14 protein-coding genes and 3 rRNA genes are annotated in these 17,643 nt (G+C 66.3%); 2 read left to right on the top strand and 15 right to left on the bottom strand.

Annotated features, from left to right (window positions below):
• Window positions 1–3: 3 nt before the first annotated feature.
• The 11 genes from OG611_RS10240 to OG611_RS10190 all read right to left on the bottom strand — a co-directional run bounded on the left by OG611_RS10240 (window position 4) and on the right by OG611_RS10190 (window position 12,666).
• Window positions 4–1,098, bottom strand: coding sequence for an NAD-dependent epimerase/dehydratase family protein (locus tag OG611_RS10240; RefSeq protein ID WP_266417833.1), 1,095 nt, complete (start codon window positions 1,096–1,098; stop codon window positions 4–6).
• A 204-nt stretch (window positions 1,099–1,302) separates the two neighbouring features.
• Window positions 1,303–1,401: an AURKAIP1/COX24 domain-containing protein gene (locus OG611_RS10235; RefSeq protein ID WP_003948845.1), complete on the bottom strand. Its 99-nt coding sequence runs from the start codon at window positions 1,399–1,401 to the stop codon at window positions 1,303–1,305.
• A gap of 110 nt (window positions 1,402–1,511) precedes the next feature.
• Window positions 1,512–1,724, bottom strand: coding sequence for a helix-turn-helix domain-containing protein (locus tag OG611_RS10230; protein WP_014046653.1), 213 nt, complete (start codon window positions 1,722–1,724; stop codon window positions 1,512–1,514).
• 128 nt (window positions 1,725–1,852) lie between these two features.
• Complete coding sequence (locus OG611_RS10225) at window positions 1,853–2,668, bottom strand: phosphatase (RefSeq protein ID WP_266417825.1); 816 nt, start codon at window positions 2,666–2,668, stop codon at window positions 1,853–1,855.
• A gap of 121 nt (window positions 2,669–2,789) precedes the next feature.
• Window positions 2,790–3,962 carry an acetoin utilization protein AcuC gene (locus OG611_RS10220; protein WP_266417823.1) on the bottom strand — a complete coding sequence of 391 codons (1,173 nt, stop codon included), beginning with the start codon at window positions 3,960–3,962 and terminating at the stop codon, window positions 2,790–2,792.
• The gene (locus OG611_RS10215) at window positions 3,931–5,124 is read right to left on the bottom strand and encodes an MFS transporter (protein WP_266417821.1); all 1,194 of its coding nucleotides are present in this window, start codon (window positions 5,122–5,124) and stop codon (window positions 3,931–3,933) included. Before OG611_RS10215 ends, OG611_RS10220 begins: the two co-directional genes overlap by 32 nt.
• 42 nt (window positions 5,125–5,166) lie before the next feature.
• Complete coding sequence (locus OG611_RS10210) at window positions 5,167–5,811, bottom strand: HAD family phosphatase (RefSeq protein WP_266417819.1); 645 nt, start codon at window positions 5,809–5,811, stop codon at window positions 5,167–5,169.
• Window positions 5,812–5,883: 72 nt separating this feature from the next.
• Window positions 5,884–6,000 (bottom strand): 5S ribosomal RNA (gene rrf / locus OG611_RS10205).
• A gap of 77 nt (window positions 6,001–6,077) precedes the next feature.
• Window positions 6,078–9,199: ribosomal RNA gene (locus OG611_RS10200) — 23S ribosomal RNA — on the bottom strand.
• A 297-nt stretch (window positions 9,200–9,496) separates the two neighbouring features.
• A 16S ribosomal RNA gene (locus OG611_RS10195) occupies window positions 9,497–11,022 on the bottom strand.
• Together the 16S, 23S and 5S rRNA genes form the textbook arrangement of a ribosomal RNA operon.
• 633 nt (window positions 11,023–11,655) lie before the next feature.
• Window positions 11,656–12,666 (bottom strand): GlxA family transcriptional regulator, encoded by a 1,011-nt coding sequence (locus tag OG611_RS10190; protein ID WP_266417816.1) that lies wholly within the window; start codon window positions 12,664–12,666, stop codon window positions 11,656–11,658.
• 74 nt (window positions 12,667–12,740) lie between these two features.
• On the opposite strand from OG611_RS10190, the gene OG611_RS10185 reads away from it, so the two are divergent.
• Entirely contained in the window at window positions 12,741–13,325 is a 585-nt protein-coding gene (locus OG611_RS10185; RefSeq protein ID WP_266417814.1) for a cysteine hydrolase family protein, read from the top strand.
• Between the two features lies 1 nt (window position 13,326).
• Here the strand turns inward: OG611_RS10185 and proC are convergent, their stop codons facing one another.
• The 3 genes from proC to OG611_RS10170 form a co-directional block, all read right to left on the bottom strand.
• Entirely contained in the window at window positions 13,327–14,136 is an 810-nt protein-coding gene (proC, locus tag OG611_RS10180; RefSeq protein ID WP_266417812.1) for a pyrroline-5-carboxylate reductase, read from the bottom strand.
• Window positions 14,137–14,203: 67 nt separating this feature from the next.
• Window positions 14,204–15,028 carry an ABC transporter permease gene (locus OG611_RS10175; RefSeq protein WP_266417810.1) on the bottom strand — a complete coding sequence of 275 codons (825 nt, stop codon included), beginning with the start codon at window positions 15,026–15,028 and terminating at the stop codon, window positions 14,204–14,206.
• Entirely contained in the window at window positions 15,025–15,159 is a 135-nt protein-coding gene (locus OG611_RS10170) for a hypothetical protein (protein ID WP_266417808.1), read from the bottom strand. Before OG611_RS10170 ends, OG611_RS10175 begins: the two co-directional genes overlap by 4 nt.
• A 177-nt stretch (window positions 15,160–15,336) precedes the next feature.
• Here OG611_RS10170 and OG611_RS10165 point away from each other — a divergent pair, with 177 nt between their 5' ends.
• Window positions 15,337–16,839, top strand: coding sequence for a SulP family inorganic anion transporter (locus OG611_RS10165; protein ID WP_266425725.1), 1,503 nt, complete (start codon window positions 15,337–15,339; stop codon window positions 16,837–16,839).
• Here the strand turns inward: OG611_RS10165 and OG611_RS10160 are convergent.
• On the bottom strand, window positions 16,770–17,603 hold the full coding sequence (locus OG611_RS10160) for a class I SAM-dependent methyltransferase (RefSeq protein WP_266417806.1): 834 nt from the start codon (window positions 17,601–17,603) through the stop codon (window positions 16,770–16,772). The genes OG611_RS10165 and OG611_RS10160 overlap by 70 nt on opposite strands.
• Window positions 17,604–17,643 lie beyond the last annotated feature (40 nt).

The raw sequence follows: 17,643 nt of genomic DNA, 5'->3' as shown, positions 1-17,643 counted from the left end.
CCTCTACCTGGCGCTGGGGGTCGGCTCGGTGTCGCCGGCCCCGGTGATCCCCGGAACATCGCCGCCCGCCCCGGCGAACGGCACGGCGGCCAGTCTGTCGACCGCCCTGCCCACCGCCCCGGGCGGCAGCAGTCCGGGCCCCTGACTGCGCGCGAACTCCGCGAACGTCTCCGCGGTACTGAACCCGGGGTGGAAGCCGAGGGTCTCGCGCATCTGGACCGTGGAGACCACCCGGCCATGGGTGAGCAGCCGGATCTGCTCCGGCGAGAAGTCCGTCATGCCGACCGTACGCAGCGCCTGGCCGACCCAGGTGACCGCGGGCAGCAGCAACGGCATCGTCGGCCGCCCCAGCCGCCGCGAGCACTGCGAGAGCAGCAGCACCCCGTCCCCGGCGATATTGAACGTGCCGCTGTTCAGCGTCCCGCGCCGCGGCTCGCCCGACGCGACACCCAATACGTCGACGACATCGTCCTCGTGCACGAACTGGAGCCTCGGGTCGTATCCGAACACCGTCGGCAGAACCGACAGCGACAGATAGTCGGCGAGCGGCGAATCGGCCCGAGGGCCCAGGATGTTCGCGAACCTGAGCACGCACACGGCCACATCCGGCCGACGGCGCGCGAAGCCCCGCACGTACCCCTCGACCTCCACCACGTCCTTGGCGAAGCCCCCGCTGGGCAGGGACTTGGGCGGGGTGGTCTCGGTGAAGACCGCCGGATCGCGCGGCGCCGAGCCGTACACATTCGTACTGGACTTGACCACCAGCCGCCGCACGCTCGGCGCCTTCTGACAGGCACCGAGCAGCTGCATGGTGCCGATGACGTTGGTCTCCTTGACCATCGTCCGGCCGCCCGTGCCGACCGCCTTGGCCGAGACGTCCAGATGCACCACCGTGTCGACGGAGTGCTCGGCGAGGACTCGGGCGATCGCGGGCTGGCGGATGTCCGCCGTCACGAAATCGGCGTCGCCCAACTCGTGTCCGGGCGTGACCGCGTCGACGGCGATCACCCGGTCCACGCCCGGATCACGCTGGATGCGCCGCACGAAGCGGCCTCCCAGCTGCCGGGCCGCTCCCGTGACCAGCACGACCTTCCCCAAGATCAGCGCCTTCCGTCGAAAGGTTTCCCCCTGGCCGTCACCGTAGCGGGTGGATGTTGCCCTGTGATGACCGCGCGGCGGCCTTCCCCGAAGTCTTTGGCCCGAATGCCCTTCGGCCCGAATGCGGGTCACTGCCCCCCACAACGCGCCGCAGCCCTCCCGCCGGATCGGCGGGAGGGCTGCGGATTCACGAACTGCGTTCGCCTACTTCTTGTTGCGACGCTGAACGCGCGTGCGCTTGAGCAGCTTGCGGTGCTTCTTCTTGGCCATCCGCTTGCGCCGCTTCTTGATAACAGAGCCCACGACTACCCTCGCTCACTTCTTCTTCACTGGTGCGGGGCGTCTGGGCCCACACGACCTACGTCGGCCTAGCCTACCCGCCAGCGCGTGAGGGGCGTAATCCGAGGTGAACCTCAGGCGGACTCCACCCCCACAAAGGACTCGCGGAGATACTCGTGAACCGCTTGCTCCGGAACCCGGAAGGACCTGCCCACCCGGATCGCCGGCAGATGACCGCTGTGCACCAAGCGGTACACGGTCATCTTCGACACTCTCATGACCGAGGCGACTTCCGCCACGGTCAGAAACTTGACCTCGTTGAGAGGCCTCTCGCTGCCAGCAGCCATGACCCACCTGTACCTTCCGCACGAGACGCGCACCGGCTTCCCCTCCGGTGACTCTTCGTCGTTGTGCGCTCACTCCCCAGGTTAGGGGCGGGTGATGCGAGTGGGGAAGAGGGGAGACGATCGGCCGCCTACCGTGACAGAAACGCCCGATTGAGCACATAGCGCGTGAGCGGCCGGTAGTACGCGGACGGCACGGCGTCATCGAGCGGAACGGCCACCGCCACCCGTCCCTCGGCCTCCCCGACGAACAGCGCGGGATCGTCCGTATCGGCCAGGCCGATCGCCTCAATGCCCAGCTGACCTGCCCCGCAGACCCACCCGTGGTCCCCGACGACCAGTTCCGGCAGCCGCCCGCGACCCTCCGCGGCCGCCTCCAGAACGACCCTGACCGGCAGCGGGGAATGGGTATGTGCGCCGGTGTCACCACCGGTGGACCGCACGCCGGGTTCGCGCACCATCGCGACTCCTCGTACGTAATCGAGGCTGCACGTGCGTACGCCGAACCGGGTCGTTATGTCGATACATCGCCCCTGCGCGGGAGTGAGTACGCGGCACCCGGCCGCCGACATGGCGTCTGCCAACGCTGCGTAAAAACCGAGCAGCCGGTGCGGATGACCGGTCCCGAACAGCACCGGCGCCCGCCGGACCGCGGCATGCGACAAGCGCTCGGCGAATGCGTCCAGACCTGCCAGGGTCCGCTCCGGATCGATCACATCAGTCCCCGAGACATGAGCGGGATCGTCCGAAACCCCGCACCTGTCGGCCATCAGACGCAGCAGATCGAGCTCCTTCCAGCCCCGCCCGGGGACAAGGCCGAGCGTCGCCCGCGGGTCCCTGGCCGCGAAGAGCCGATAGCTCCGCAGACTCGCTTCCCGCGAGGTCGCCACGGGCCCGGCCAGCCGGGCCGCAAGCAGATGCGCACGCAGCGCTCCGGTGCTCAACACCCCATCGATGCTCCCCCAATCACCCGGACGGAGGGCCGGAAGCCGGGTTACGCCCCACAGTTGGCGTAACCATTACGCGCCACCGCACGGAAACGTCCCCGCCACGACCACCCCGCCCGGATCAGGCCAGCAGACCCCGCAACGGAAACACCGCCCGTCGCGTCGCCAGCACCGCCTGGTCCAGCCGGTCCGCGGGGTCGTACCCCTCCTCCCACGACTTCCAGGAAGGAGTACGCCCGTCCGTCATCCGGGCCGGCCCCAACTGCCGGGTCCGGGCATAGACCTCGTCCCGCCACGACGACGGAATCACCGACTCCGGGTCCACCGGAGCATGCGCGGCGATCCCCACCAGATGCGTCCAGGACCGCGGCACCACATCGACCACCGCGTAACCGCCCCCGCCGAGGGCCACCCAGCGCCCGCCCTCCACGTACTCATGGGCGAGATCGTGACAGGCCGACATCACCGAGCGCTGCGCGTCCAGCGACACCGCGAAATGGGCGAGCGGATCCTCGAAATGCGTATCGGCCCCGTGCTGGCTCACCAGCACTTGCGGCCGGAAGTCCGCCAGCAGCTCCGGCACCACCGCGTGGAACGCCCGCAGCCACCCCGCGTCCCCCGTACCGGCCGGCAGCGCCACATTCACCGCACTGCCCTCACCCGCCCCGGAGCCGGTCTCCTCCGGCCAACCGGTCTGCGGGAAGAGCGTCCGGGGGTGCTCGTGCAGCGAGACGGTCAGGACCCGCGGGTCCTCCCAGAACGCCGCCTGCACCCCGTCACCGTGGTGCACGTCCACATCGATGTACGCGACCCGCTCGGCACCCAGCTCCAGCATCCGCGCGATGGCGAGCGCCGGGTCGTTGTAGATACAGAACCCCGCCGCACCGCCCGGCATGGCATGGTGCAGCCCGCCCGTGAAGTTCACGGCGTGCGAGGTGTCCCCGCGCCACACCGCCTCGGCCGCCGCCACCGACTGCCCGGCGATCAGCGCCGACACCTCGTGCATCCCCGCGAACGCCGGATCGTCCACCGTCCCGAGCCCGTAGCGCTGATCGGCCCGTTTCGGATCCGCCGACGCGGCACGCACCGCGGCCACGTAGTCCTCGCGGTGCACCAGCCGCAGCGTGGACTCCCCGGCGGACTTGGCGGCCACCACATCCACCGCGCCGTCGAGCCCGAACGCCCGGACCAGCCCCATCGTCAGGGCGAGTCTGACGGGGTCCATCGGATGACTTTCCCCGAAGTCGTATCCCGTTACTGCGTCATCCCACATCAACTGTGCGCGCCCGCTCATGCCCGCCACCGTATCGGGCGGACTCCGCGCCGAACGACTTGGCGTACACCAGCGTCGCGAGCACCAGCACCATCGGCACGAGCATCGCCCCCCGATAGCTCCAGGCGTCCCCGAGCGCCCCCACCAGCGGTGATCCCACCAGGAATCCCACGTAGTTGAAGACATTCAGCCGCGCGACGGCCGTATCGCTCGCCCCGGGGAACATCCGCCCGGCAGCGGCGAACGTCTGCGGCACGATCACACACAGCCCGAGCCCCAGCATGGTGAACCCGAGCATCCCGGTCCACGCCCCACCGGCCAGCGCCACCACCCCGAACCCGGCAGCGGCCAGCACGCTCCCGGACCGCACCACGGCCACCGCCCCGAACCGCCGCACCCCGAAGTCCCCGACGGCCCGCCCCAGCAGCGTCGTCACCATGTAGACGTTGTACGGAACGGTCGACAGCTGCTCCGAGCTCCCCAGCACGTCCTGCAGATACTTGGCGCTCCAGTTGGAGACCGTCGAGTCCCCGATGTACGCGAAGCTCATCACCAGACAGAGCGGCATCAGCAACTTGAAGGAGACCGAGGCCGCCGCCCCCTTGCCCTGCGACTCCCCCGACGCACCCTCGGCGTACCACCGGCTCCCGAGGAACGCGACGGGCAGCAGCACGACGACCGCCGGCAGGTAGGAGACCAGCAGCGAAAGGTCCCAGTGCGCCCCGGCCCATGCCATGGACGCCCCGGCGATCCCGCCCAGGCTGTACGCGGCGTGGAACCCGAGCATGATGGAACGCCCGTACGCCCGCTGGAGGCTGACCCCCATCATGTTCATGGAGGCGTCGAGCGCCCCGACGGACAGCCCGAACACGCCCAGCGCCAGAGCCGCCTCCCACAGTGCGTTCCCGGCCCCGGCACCGAGCAGCGCGAGCATCACGACGGGCTGGGCCCATCGCAGCACGACCCTGGGCCGCACCCGCGCGACCACCTTCTCGGTGACCACACTGCCCACCCCGGCCAGGATGGGCACCGCGGCCAGGAAGACGGGCAACAGCCCGTCGGATATCCCGTACCGGTCCTGAATGGCGGGAATCCGCGTCACCAGCAGCGCGAAGGTGACTCCCTGTACGAAGAAACTCAGCGCGAGGGAGGCCCTGCCGTGCCGCAAACGAGCATCTGTCATGGCCGCGAGCGTAAGGCCAGTTTCTACCCGTGGGTAGATGGATCAGGCGAGCAATTCCCGGAGTTGGCCCATGTCGGAGAAGTGCCCGTTCACCCCGGGGAGCCGGTCCGCCGGCATCATCGACGTAAACCCGTACACATCCATCCCCGCGGCCCTGGCCGCCTCCACGCCGAGCGGGCTGTCCTCGATGACGACGCACCGCTCGGGAGGAACCCCCATCCGCTCGGCGGCGAGCAGGAACAGATCCGGCGCCGGCTTTCCCTGCTCCACGTCCTCCGCGCTGAAGATCCACTCCTCCTCGAACCACTGGTCGAGCCCGGTCTTGCGATGCCCGACCCGGATCCGCTCATGGCTGCCGGAGGACGCGACACAGTACGGAACCCCGTCGACGACGAGCTTCCCCAGCACGTCCTCGACCCCCGCCACCGGTTCCAGCTCCTGCTCGAACGCGGCGAAGATCCGCGAGTGCAGCGTCGCGTCGAAGTCCGAGGGCAGCTTCTCCCCGGTCCTTTCCTCGACGAGATCGTGCACCCGGTGCACTGCAGCCCCCATGTAGTCCCGAAGACTCTCCTGGTACGAGGTGGGGTGACCGAGCTCCGTGAGGTACTCGGCCAGGATGGTGTTGGAGATCGGCTCGCTGTCCACGAGCACACCGTCGTTGTCGAAGATGACCAGTTCGTAGCGCATGGTTCGAGCCTAGACGCTCGGAACGCAGAAAAGCCCCGTGCCACAAGGGCACGGGGCTTTCCCGTAAAAGGAGTTCGGCGGCGTCCTACTCTCCCACAGGGTCCCCCCTGCAGTACCATCGGCGCTGAAAGGCTTAGCTTCCGGGTTCGGAATGTAACCGGGCGTTTCCCTAACGCAATGACCACCGAAACACTATGAAATTAACCAACACCGGAAAAACACGGCCGTTCGTTATTTCAGAACTAACACAGTGGACGCGAGCAACTGAGGACAAGCCCTCGGCCTATTAGTACCAGTCAGCTCCACCCGTTACCGGGCTTCCACATCTGGCCTATCAACCCAGTCGTCTACTGGGAGCCTTAACCCTTCAAGAGGGTGGGAATACTCATCTCGAAGCAGGCTTCCCGCTTAGATGCTTTCAGCGGTTATCCTTTCCGAACGTAGCCAACCAGCCATGCCCTTGGCAGAACAACTGGCACACCAGAGGTTCGTCCGTCCCGGTCCTCTCGTACTAGGGACAGCCCTTCTCAATATTCCTACGCGCACAGCGGATAGGGACCGAACTGTCTCACGACGTTCTAAACCCAGCTCGCGTACCGCTTTAATGGGCGAACAGCCCAACCCTTGGGACCGACTCCAGCCCCAGGATGCGACGAGCCGACATCGAGGTGCCAAACCATCCCGTCGATATGGACTCTTGGGGAAGATCAGCCTGTTATCCCCGGGGTACCTTTTATCCGTTGAGCGACAGCGCTTCCACAAGCCACTGCCGGATCACTAGTCCCGACTTTCGTCCCTGCTCGACCCGTCGGTCTCACAGTCAAGCTCCCTTGTGCACTTACACTCAACACCTGATTGCCAACCAGGCTGAGGGAACCTTTGGGCGCCTCCGTTACTCTTTAGGAGGCAACCGCCCCAGTTAAACTACCCATCAGACACTGTCCCTGATCCGGATCACGGACCCAGGTTAGACATCCAGCACGACCAGAGTGGTATTTCAACGACGACTCCACAACCACTGGCGTGGCCGCTTCAAAGTCTCCCACCTATCCTACACAAGCCGAACCGAACACCAATATCAAACTGTAGTAAAGGTCCCGGGGTCTTTCCGTCCTGCTGCGCGAAACGAGCATCTTTACTCGTAGTGCAATTTCACCGGGCCTATGGTTGAGACAGTCGAGAAGTCGTTACGCCATTCGTGCAGGTCGGAACTTACCCGACAAGGAATTTCGCTACCTTAGGATGGTTATAGTTACCACCGCCGTTTACTGGCGCTTAAGTTCTCAGCTTCGCCGACCCGAAAGTCAGCTAACCGGTCCCCTTAACGTTCCAGCACCGGGCAGGCGTCAGTCCGTATACATCGCCTTACGGCTTCGCACGGACCTGTGTTTTTAGTAAACAGTCGCTTCTCGCTGGTCTCTGCGGCCACCCCCAGCTCATGGAGTAAATCCACTCACCAGTGATGGCCCCCTTCTCCCGAAGTTACGGGGGCATTTTGCCGAGTTCCTTAACCATAGTTCACCCGAACGCCTCGGTATTCTCTACCTGACCACCTGAGTCGGTTTAGGGTACGGGCCGCCATGAAACTCGCTAGAGGCTTTTCTCGACAGCATAGGATCATCCACTTCACCACAATCGGCTCGGCATCAGGTCTCAGACTATATGCACGACGGATTTGCCTACCGTGCGTCCTACACCCTTACCCCGGGACAACCACCGCCCGGGCTGGACTACCTTCCTGCGTCACCCCATCGCTTACCTACTACAAGTCTGGTTCATCGGCTCCACCACTACCCTCAACTCCGAAGAGATCGGGCCGGCTTCACGGACTTAGCATCGCCTGATTCAGTATTGGGCGTTTCAAAGCGGGTACCGGAATATCAACCGGTTGTCCATCGACTACGCCTGTCGGCCTCGCCTTAGGTCCCGACTTACCCTGGGCAGATCAGCTTGACCCAGGAACCCTTAGTCAATCGGCGCACACGTTTCTCACGTGTGTATCGCTACTCATGCCTGCATTCTCACTCGTGAACCGTCCACAACTCGCTTCCGCGGCTGCTTCACCCGGCACACGACGCTCCCCTACCCATCCACACAGGCGTTGGCCCTTCATGTGTGAATGACACGACTTCGGCGGTACGCTTGAGCCCCGCTACATTGTCGGCGCGGAATCACTTGACCAGTGAGCTATTACGCACTCTTTCAAGGGTGGCTGCTTCTAAGCCAACCTCCTGGTTGTCTCTGCGACTCCACATCCTTTCCCACTTAGCGTACGCTTAGGGGCCTTAGTCGATGCTCTGGGCTGTTTCCCTCTCGACCATGGAGCTTATCCCCCACAGTCTCACTGCCGTGCTCTCACTTACCGGCATTCGGAGTTTGGCTAAGGTCAGTAACCCGGTAGGGCCCATCGCCTATCCAGTGCTCTACCTCCGGCAAGAAACACACGACGCTGCACCTAAATGCATTTCGGGGAGAACCAGCTATCACGGAGTTTGATTGGCCTTTCACCCCTAACCACAGGTCATCCCCCAGGTTTTCAACCCTGGTGGGTTCGGTCCTCCACGAAGTCTTACCTCCGCTTCAACCTGCCCATGGCTAGATCACTCCGCTTCGGGTCTTGAGCGTGCTACTGAAACGCCCTATTCGGACTCGCTTTCGCTACGGCTTCCCCACACGGGTTAACCTCGCAACACACCGCAAACTCGCAGGCTCATTCTTCAAAAGGCACGCAGTCACGACATGCAAGCAAGCTTGCATGCGACGCTCCCACGGCTTGTAGGCACACGGTTTCAGGTACTATTTCACTCCGCTCCCGCGGTACTTTTCACCATTCCCTCACGGTACTATCCGCTATCGGTCACCAGGGAATATTTAGGCTTAGCGGGTGGTCCCGCCAGATTCACACGGGATTTCTCGGGCCCCGTGCTACTTGGGTGTCTCTCAAACGAGCCGTCAATGTTTCAGCTACGGGGGTCTTACCCTCTACGCCGGACCTTTCGCATGTCCTTCGCCTACATCAACGGTTTCTGACTCGTCTCACGGCCGGCAGACCGCAAAAGAGAGATCCCACAACCCCGCATGCGCAACCCCTGCCGGGTATCACACGCATACGGTTTGGCCTCATCCGGTTTCGCTCGCCACTACTCCCGGAATCACGGTTGTTTTCTCTTCCTGAGGGTACTGAGATGTTTCACTTCCCCTCGTTCCCTCCACACTGCCTATGTGTTCAGCAGCGGGTGACAGCCCATGACGACTGCCGGGTTTCCCCATTCGGACACCCCCGGATCAAAGCTCGGTTGACAGCTCCCCGGGGCCTATCGTGGCCTCCCACGTCCTTCATCGGTTCCTGGTGCCAAGGCATCCACCGTGCGCCCTTAAAAACTTGGCCACAGATGCTCGCGTCCACTGTGCAGTTCTCAAACAACGACCAGCCACCCATCACCCCGCTCCGAAGAACAGGTTCACTGGGGCCGGCAACTGAAGGCGACCATGACGGCCGTACCCTCAGATACCCAACAACGTGCCCGACCCGACCTGCCGTCCCCCACGTTCCACGCCGAAGCAGTACTAGTGAAAAACAACCTGTCGTGCCGAATAGTCAACGTTCCACCCATGAGCAACCACCGTCGAACATTTGCCGACGTAATGGCCTCTGGACTCCTTGCGGAATCTAGATGCTCCTTAGAAAGGAGGTGATCCAGCCGCACCTTCCGGTACGGCTACCTTGTTACGACTTCGTCCCAATCGCCAGTCCCACCTTCGACAGCTCCCTCCCACAAGGGGTTGGGCCACCGGCTTCGGGTGTTACCGACTTTCGTGACGTGACGGGCGGTGTGTACAAGGCCCGGGAACGTATTCACCGCAGCAATGCTGATCTGCGATTACTAGCAACTCCGACTTCATGGGGTCGAGTTGCAGACCCCAATCCGAACTGAGACCGGCTTTTTGAGATTCGCTCCGCCTCGCGGCATCGCAGCTCATTGTACCGGCCATTGTAGCACGTGTGCAGCCCAAGACATAAGGGGCATGATGACTTGACGTCGTCCCCACCTTCCTCCGAGTTGACCCCGGCAGTCTCCTGTGAGTCCCCATCACCCCGAAGGGCATGCTGGCAACACAGAACAAGGGTTGCGCTCGTTGCGGGACTTAACCCAACATCTCACGACACGAGCTGACGACAGCCATGCACCACCTGTACACCGACCACAAGGGGGGCACCATCTCTGATGCTTTCCGGTGTATGTCAAGCCTTGGTAAGGTTCTTCGCGTTGCGTCGAATTAAGCCACATGCTCCGCTGCTTGTGCGGGCCCCCGTCAATTCCTTTGAGTTTTAGCCTTGCGGCCGTACTCCCCAGGCGGGGAACTTAATGCGTTAGCTGCGGCACCGACGACGTGGAATGTCGCCAACACCTAGTTCCCAACGTTTACGGCGTGGACTACCAGGGTATCTAATCCTGTTCGCTCCCCACGCTTTCGCTCCTCAGCGTCAGTAATGGCCCAGAGATCCGCCTTCGCCACCGGTGTTCCTCCTGATATCTGCGCATTTCACCGCTACACCAGGAATTCCGATCTCCCCTACCACACTCTAGCCTGCCCGTATCGACTGCAGACCCGGGGTTAAGCCCCGGGCTTTCACAACCGACGCAACAAGCCGCCTACGAGCTCTTTACGCCCAATAATTCCGGACAACGCTTGCGCCCTACGTATTACCGCGGCTGCTGGCACGTAGTTAGCCGGCGCTTCTTCTGCAGGTACCGTCACTCTCGCTTCTTCCCTGCTGAAAGAGGTTTACAACCCGAAGGCCGTCATCCCTCACGCGGCGTCGCTGCATCAGGCTTTCGCCCATTGTGCAATATTCCCCACTGCTGCCTCCCGTAGGAGTCTGGGCCGTGTCTCAGTCCCAGTGTGGCCGGTCGCCCTCTCAGGCCGGCTACCCGTCGTCGCCTTGGTAGGCCATCACCCCACCAACAAGCTGATAGGCCGCGGGCTCATCCTTCACCGCCGGAGCTTTCAACCCCGTCCCATGCGGGACAGAGTGTTATCCGGTATTAGACCCCGTTTCCAGGGCTTGTCCCAGAGTGAAGGGCAGATTGCCCACGTGTTACTCACCCGTTCGCCACTAATCCACCCCGAAGGGCTTCATCGTTCGACTTGCATGTGTTAAGCACGCCGCCAGCGTTCGTCCTGAGCCAGGATCAAACTCTCCGTGAATGTTTTCCCGTGATCGGGACAACACAACACGAGAGCGGAACGACCGGACGGAATAAGACCGGTCGTTCACAGCGTCCTCGCTGTGTAAATTGCCCACCGGGTCAGTGACCCCGTGGGACTTTCAAAGGAACCTCCAACCTGCCGAAGCAGGCCGGGGTATCAACATATCTGGCGTTGACTTTTGGCACGCTGTTGAGTTCTCAAGGAACGGACGCTTCCTTTGTACTCACCCTCTCGGGCTTTCCTCCGGGCTTTTCCCTTCGGTCTTGCGTTTCCGACTCTATCAGACTCTTTCGTGTCCGATTCCCGGTCGAAGCGGGTTGTGCTTTCCAGTTCTTCGCTTTCGCGCTTCCCTTTCCGGCGAGTCCGACTCTATCAGATCCTTTCGGGCCTGATTCCCAGTCAGCGGGGTTCGTCTTCCCGGCTGTTGGGCCGTTCCGACGAGTGAGACTTTAGCGGAATCCTGGGCCCCGACGCTAATCGGGTTCGCGCTCCTTCGAACGCGGATTCCTCATTTCGCAAATACGCACAGAAAGTCCGGCGTCAGATGTCGCTGACTAGATGTGGTCACTGCGGAATGGCTGTCCGGGGACCGACCGGAGTCGGCGCTCACGTCGGACAACTCGGAGCACATTACGGATCCGGGCAGGCCCTGTCAACCCCGGGCCGGGTCGGGTCCTGCTGGAAGGCCAGGCGGTAGTCGCGGGGGCTGGTGGAGAGGTGGGTGGCGAAGTGCTGGCGCATGGTGATCTCGCTGCCGAAGCCGGTGCGGCGGGCCACCTCGGGGAGGGGGAGGTCGGTGCGTTCCAGGAGCTTCTGGGCTGCGGCGATGCGTTGGGTGATCAGCCAGCGCAGCGGGGTCGTGCCGGTGGAGGCCTGGAAGTGGCGGGCGAAGGAGCGGGGGGACATCCCGGCGTGGGCGGCGAGGTCGGCGACCGTGTGGGGTTCGGCCAGATGGGCCAGGGCGAAGGCCCGTACCGCGGCGAGGGTGTCCGCGTCGCGGTCGGCGCGGGGGGTGGGGTGCTCGATGAACTGGGCCTGGGTGCCGGTGCGGAACGGGGCCGTGACCATCGAGCGGGCGATCGTCGCCGCCGTCTCGGCTCCGTGGGTCGTGCGGACGAGATGGAGGCAGAGGTCGATGCCGGCCGCGGTGCCCGCCGACGTCCAGATGTTGTCCTCGTGGAGGAAGAGGGCGTCCTGGGTGACCTTCACCTGGGGGTGGCGGGTGCTCAGGAGGTCGGTGAGGTTCCAGTGGGTGACTGCTCGGCGGCCGTCCAGGAGGCCGGCCTGGGCGAGCGTGAAGGCTCCGCCGCACAGGGACGCGATCGGGGTGGCTCGGGCGTGGGCGCGGCGGAGGGCTTCGAGGACCGGGGCGGGGGCCGGTGTCAGGTGGTCGTCGAGGCCGGGGACGACGATCAGGTCGGCACGGGCGAGCCAGGCGAGGGTGCGGTCGGGGGTGAGGGAGAGGCCGCCGCGCAGGGCGATGGGGCTCGGTTCCGCAGCGGTGCGGCGCAGGTCGAAGGGCGGGACACCGCGGTCGGTGCGGTCGACGCCCCAGACCTCCGTGATGACCGAGACGTCGAAGGCACGGATGCCGGGGAAGGCGACGAGTGCGATGCGGGTGGGCTCGGGGGAGGTCGCCATGGTGGCAGTAAAGCATCGATCGATGACTTTTTGACCTCTGGGGCGTGGGGTGGCCGGACGGCAGGATCGTTCGCATGGAGATCGCAGAGAACGCAGCGCTGATCGTGGTGGACGTGCAGGAGGGCTTCGAGGAGGAGGCGTACTGGGGGCCTCGGAACAACCCCGCGGCCGATCGGAACATCGCGGGGCTGATCGATGCCTGGCAGGCGAGCGGGCGCCCCGTGGTGTTCGTACGGCATGACTCGCTCACGCCTGATTCGCCCTTGCGGGTGGGGCGGCCGGGGAACGACTTCAAGGGGTATGTCGAGGAGCGGCGCGGGAAGGGCGGTGGGCCCGAGCTGTTGCTGACGAAGAGCGTGAACTCCGCCTTCTACGGGACGCCGGACCTTGCGGCGTGGCTGGACCGGAGCGGGATCCGGCAGTTCGTGGTGGCCGGGATCCAGACCAATATGTGCGCGGAGACGACGGCGCGGATGGGCGGGAACCTCGGGTACGAGGTGTTCTTCGCGCTGGATGCCACGCACACCTTCGACCTGGCCGGGCCGTGGGGGTGGACGCTGGGCGCGGACGAGCTGGCGCGGGCCACCGCCGTGTCGTTGCACGGCGGTGGGTTCGCGAAGGTGGTGCGCAGTGCGGAGCTGATCGCTGCCGCGGAGTAGGTCAGCCGTTGCCGGAGGCCAGTTCGCGGCTGCGGTCGCGGGCGGCTTCGAGGGCGGCGATGAGGGCGGCTCGTACGCCGTGGTTCTCCAGCTCGCGGATGGCGCTGATGGTCGTGCCGGCCGGGCTGGTGACGGCTTCGCGCAGCTTGACGGGGTGTTCGCCGCTGTCGCGGAGCATCACGGCGGCGCCGATGGCGGCCTGGACGATCAGCTCGTGGGCCTGGGCGCGGGGCAGGCCGAGCAGGATGCCGGCGTCGGTCATCGCCTCGACGAGGAAGTAGAAGTACGCGGGGCCCGATCCGGACAGCGCGGTTGCCGCGTCCTGCTGGGACTCGGGGACGCGGAGGGTCTTGCCGACGCCGCCGAAGATCGCCTCCGCGGCGGCGAGGTGGTCGGTGGTGGCGTGGCTGCCCGCCGAGATGACGGACATGCCCTCGTCGACGAGGACGGGGGTGTTCGGCATGACGCGTACGACCGGGGTGTTCGCGGCGAGGCGGTCCTCGATGAAGGCGGTCGTGATGCCCGCGGCCGCGCTGACGACCAGGCGGTCGGGGGTGACGTGCTCGGCGAGTTCGTCGAGGAGCCGGCCCATGTCCTGGGGCTTGACCGCGAGAATGAGGATGTCGGCGCGCTTGGCGGCTTCGGCGTTGCTGACGGAATCGACGCCGTAGCGGTTGTGGAGTTCCTCGGCGCGCTCGGAGCGGCGGGTGGTGACCAGCAGGTTCGCCGGGCGCCAGCCCGCCCGGATCATGCCGCTGAGCAGGGCCTCGCCGATCTTGCCAGTGCCGAGGACTGCGACTGTCTGGGTCATGTGGTTCACCCTCCGGGCGGTGCTGACGGTTCTCGGTGCTCGTGTCCGCCATCCTCGCACCGGCCCGTCAGGCGGTGCGGCGGCGGAGCGTGGCGGCGCCGAGGGCGAGGACGAGGAGGGCGCAGCCCGCCACGATCAGGACGTCGCGCACGAAGTCGCCGGTGATGTCGGTGTGGCGGAGGACCTCGTTCATGCCGTCGACGGCGTACGACATGGGCAGGGCGTTCGAGATCGCTTCGAGGACGGGTGCCATCCGGTCGCGGGCGATGAACAGTCCGCAGAGCAGGATCTGCGGGAAGATCACGGCGGGCATGAACTGGACGGCCTGGAACTCGGACGCTGCGAAGGCGGAGACGAACAGGCCCAGTGCCGTGCCGAGCAGGGCGTCGAGCAGGGCGACCAGGAGCAGCAGCCACGGGGAGCCGGTGACGTCCAGGCCCAGCGCCCAGACGGAGAGCGCGGTGGCCAGGAGGGACTGGACGATCGCCACGGCGCCGAACGCGAGGGCGTAGCCGGCGATCAGGTCGCCCTTGCCGAGCGGCATCGCGAGGAGGCGTTCGAGGGTGCCAGAGGTGCGTTCGCGCAGGGTGGCGATCGAGGTCACCAGGAACATCGTGATCAGCGGGAAGATGCCGAGGAGCGAGGCGCCGATGGCGTCGAAGACGCGGGGGCTGCCGTCGAACACGTACCGGAGCAGCGTGATCAGCACGACCGGGATGAGGAGCAGCAGTGCGACGGTGCGGGCGTCGTGGCTCAGCTGGCGCAGCACCCGGGCGGCGGTGGCGAGGGTGCGGACCGCCCGGTCCGAGGTCACCCGACAGCCTCTCAGGGGTGGGGCGGCCGGGCGGGGGCGGCTCCGGGGCGCGGGCTGCGGGGTCGGGTGCGTGCTCATCGGGAGGGCTCCTGGTGGGTGGCGGCCTGGTCGACCAGGTGGAGGAAGGCCTCTTCGACGGTGTCCGCGCGGGCGTCGGCGCGCAGCGCCTGTGGGCGCAGGCGGTTGGGGGCGTGATCGGACGGGGGCATTCCACCTCTTTGTGCTTCCGCGACCATCAGCCGGTTGCGGATCCGGGCCGGGCATTCAACTCCCGTAAAGGACAATGAATTTCACCGTCCCTCGGTACCCATGCATCTCCCTGTCCATGACGTGTCCGTCAGTCGATGGAGGTGCTTCTCGTGCGTGGTTTTCCGAACTTCCCGAGCATTCGGCCCTTTCCGATATCGCGAGCCGACTTCGCCGCTTCGCTCGTCGTCTTCCTGGTCGCCCTGCCGCTGTGCGTGGGGGTGGCCGTCGCCTCCGGGGTGCCGGCCGAGCTGGGACTGATCACCGGGATAGTCGGCGGGCTCGTCACGGGCCTGCTCCCGGGCAGCAGTGTGCAGGTCAGCGGGCCCGCCGCCGGACTGACCGTGCTCGTGTACGAGGCGGTGCACAGCTATGGGGTCGGCGCCCTGGGGGTGCTGGTGCTGGCCGCCGGGCTGGTCCAGGCGGGGCTGGGGGTGCTGCGGCTCGGGCGGTGGTTCCGGGCCGTGTCCGTAGCCGTGGTGCAGGGGATGCTCGCCGGGATCGGCCTGGTGCTGGTCGTGGGACAGCTGTACGTGCTCGCCGATGCGGCGGCGCCCGGTTCCATGGGGCAGAAGCTCGGCGGGCTGCCGCGGCTGGTGCTCGGTACGGGGGTGACTGCCAGCGCGGTCGCCGTCGGGGTCGGGACGCTCCTCGTGCTCACGCTGTGGCCGAAGTGGCGGCGGGCGGCCCGGATGGTGCCCGCGCCCCTGGTGGCGGTGGGACTGGCGGCCGGGGCGACCTGGCTGTTCGACCTGCCCGTGCGGCGGGTGGCGGTGGGCGGGCTGCTGGATGCCGTACGGCCGCCGGGGCCCGGGGACTGGGCGCGGCTCACGGAAGTGGGTGTCATCGGCACCGTCCTCGCGTTCGCGCTGATCGCGTCGGCCGAATCGCTGTTCAGCGCGGCGGCCGTGGACCGGCTGCATGACGGGAAGCGGACGGACTACGACAAGGAGCTGATCGCGCAGGGGGCGGGCAACGCGGTGTGCGGACTGCTCGGCGCGCTGCCGATGACCGCGGTGATCGTGCGCAGCGCGGCCAATGTCCGGGCCGGGGCGAGGACGAAGGCGTCGCGGGTGCTGCACGGGGTGTGGCTGTTGGTCTTCGCGGCTGTGCTGCCGAGCGCCCTCGGGGTGATTCCGGTGGCGGCGCTGGCAGCAGTGCTGCTGCATGCGGGCTGCAAGCTCGTTCCCGTACGGGCGTTGATGCCGCTGTGGCGTGAGCATCGTGGAGAGGCGGTGGTGCTCGTGGTGACGGCGGGGACGATCGTGGCGACGAGTCTCTTCGAGGGGGTGCTGGTGGGTCTGCTGCTGGCCGTCGCCAAGACCGCCTGGGACATCAGTCATGTGCACGTCGAGACGCACGAGGGCGACGACGGGACGTTACGGGTACGGGTGGCGGGCCACGCCACGTTCCTGCGGCTGCCGAAGCTGCTGGACGCGCTGGACGGCCTTCCGCACGACCGGGCCGTCGTGCTGGACCTCACCGGGCTGCACCACACCGACCACGCGTGCGCCGCGGCCCTGGAGGGCTGGGCCGCAGAGCGGGAGGCGCGCGAGGCGCTTCGGCGTGCGGATCAGGAGCGCGGTGGGGGTGAGGCCGGGGACGGGCCCGGACGGATCGCCACGCTCAGGTCGACCACGTAACTCTCCTCGACCGCGCCGTCCGGGAAGAGCTCCGCCAGCCGGTCGCGCTCTTCGGTGAGGAATCGGTGCGTGGGTTCCTCACCGAGGACGAGGAAGGCGGAGTGGGTGCCGAGGTTGGCGAGGTGGGTGTCGAGGGACACCCGTCGGCTCCAGGGCACCGTTCGGTTCACGAAGCCGAGCTCGGACGGCAGATGACGGGAGCGGACGGGCGAGCCGTGGGCGCCCTCGTCGGCACCGAAGAAGCGGCGGAGGCGGGCGTCCTGCTCGGCGATCCAGGGGACGGAGTGGTCGGAGACGTTCCACCAGAGGGCGAGTGCGCCGCCGGGGCGCAGGACGCGCAGGGCCTCGGGGGTGGCGCGGCTCCGGTCGGTCCAGTGCCAGGACTGGGCATATGTGATCAGGTCGGCCGATGCGGTGGCGATGGGGAGGTGGTTGCCGTCGCCGCGCACGATCGGCACGTACGGGAGCGCCCGGTGCAGTTCTTCCGCCATGCCGGGGCCCGGTTCGACTGCGGTGACCCGGGCGCCCCGCTCGTGGAGGAGCCGGGTGGAGATGCCCGTGCCGGCGCCGACGTCGACGACCCGGGCGCCGCGCAGCGGGCGGCGGGCCAGTTCCTCGACGGCGTCGAAGAGTGCGGGCGGGTAGCCGGGGCGGGCCGCGGCGTACTGGGCGGCCGCGCCGTCGAAGAAGAGCGCCCGGGACGGGGCGGCGGGGGTCAGGGGCGCGTGCGAGGAGGCGGGGACGTCGGGATCGGCGGGGAGCATGGGTTCATCGTGGCGCGTGCACCGGGGCTCGCGCCGGTGG

Origin of the sequence: Streptomyces sp. NBC_01363, from assembly GCF_026340595.1 — a bacterium.
Lineage (GTDB): Bacteria > Actinomycetota > Actinomycetes > Streptomycetales > Streptomycetaceae > Streptomyces.
Note: the sequence above shows the minus strand (reverse complement) of the source record. Positions and strands in the feature narration are given on the sequence as shown.

Excerpts from the sequence above, each read along its gene's own strand:
- OG611_RS10230 (WP_014046653.1), bottom strand. The coding sequence starts at position 1,724 with ATGGCTGCTGGCAGCGAGAGGCCTCTCAACGAGGTCAAGTTTCTGACC.
- OG611_RS10220 (WP_266417823.1), bottom strand. The coding sequence starts at position 3,962 with ATGAGCGGGCGCGCACAGTTGATGTGGGATGACGCAGTAACGGGATAC.
- OG611_RS10215 (WP_266417821.1), bottom strand. The coding sequence starts at position 5,124 with ATGACAGATGCTCGTTTGCGGCACGGCAGGGCCTCCCTCGCGCTGAGT.
- OG611_RS10210 (WP_266417819.1), bottom strand. The coding sequence starts at position 5,811 with ATGCGCTACGAACTGGTCATCTTCGACAACGACGGTGTGCTCGTGGAC.
- OG611_RS10190 (WP_266417816.1), bottom strand. The coding sequence starts at position 12,666 with ATGGCGACCTCCCCCGAGCCCACCCGCATCGCACTCGTCGCCTTCCCC.
- OG611_RS10185 (WP_266417814.1), top strand. The coding sequence starts at position 12,741 with ATGGAGATCGCAGAGAACGCAGCGCTGATCGTGGTGGACGTGCAGGAG.
- proC (WP_266417812.1), bottom strand. The coding sequence starts at position 14,136 with ATGACCCAGACAGTCGCAGTCCTCGGCACTGGCAAGATCGGCGAGGCC.
- OG611_RS10175 (WP_266417810.1), bottom strand. The coding sequence starts at position 15,028 with ATGAGCACGCACCCGACCCCGCAGCCCGCGCCCCGGAGCCGCCCCCGC.
- OG611_RS10170 (WP_266417808.1), bottom strand. The coding sequence starts at position 15,159 with ATGCCCCCGTCCGATCACGCCCCCAACCGCCTGCGCCCACAGGCGCTG.
- OG611_RS10160 (WP_266417806.1), bottom strand. The coding sequence starts at position 17,603 with ATGCTCCCCGCCGATCCCGACGTCCCCGCCTCCTCGCACGCGCCCCTG.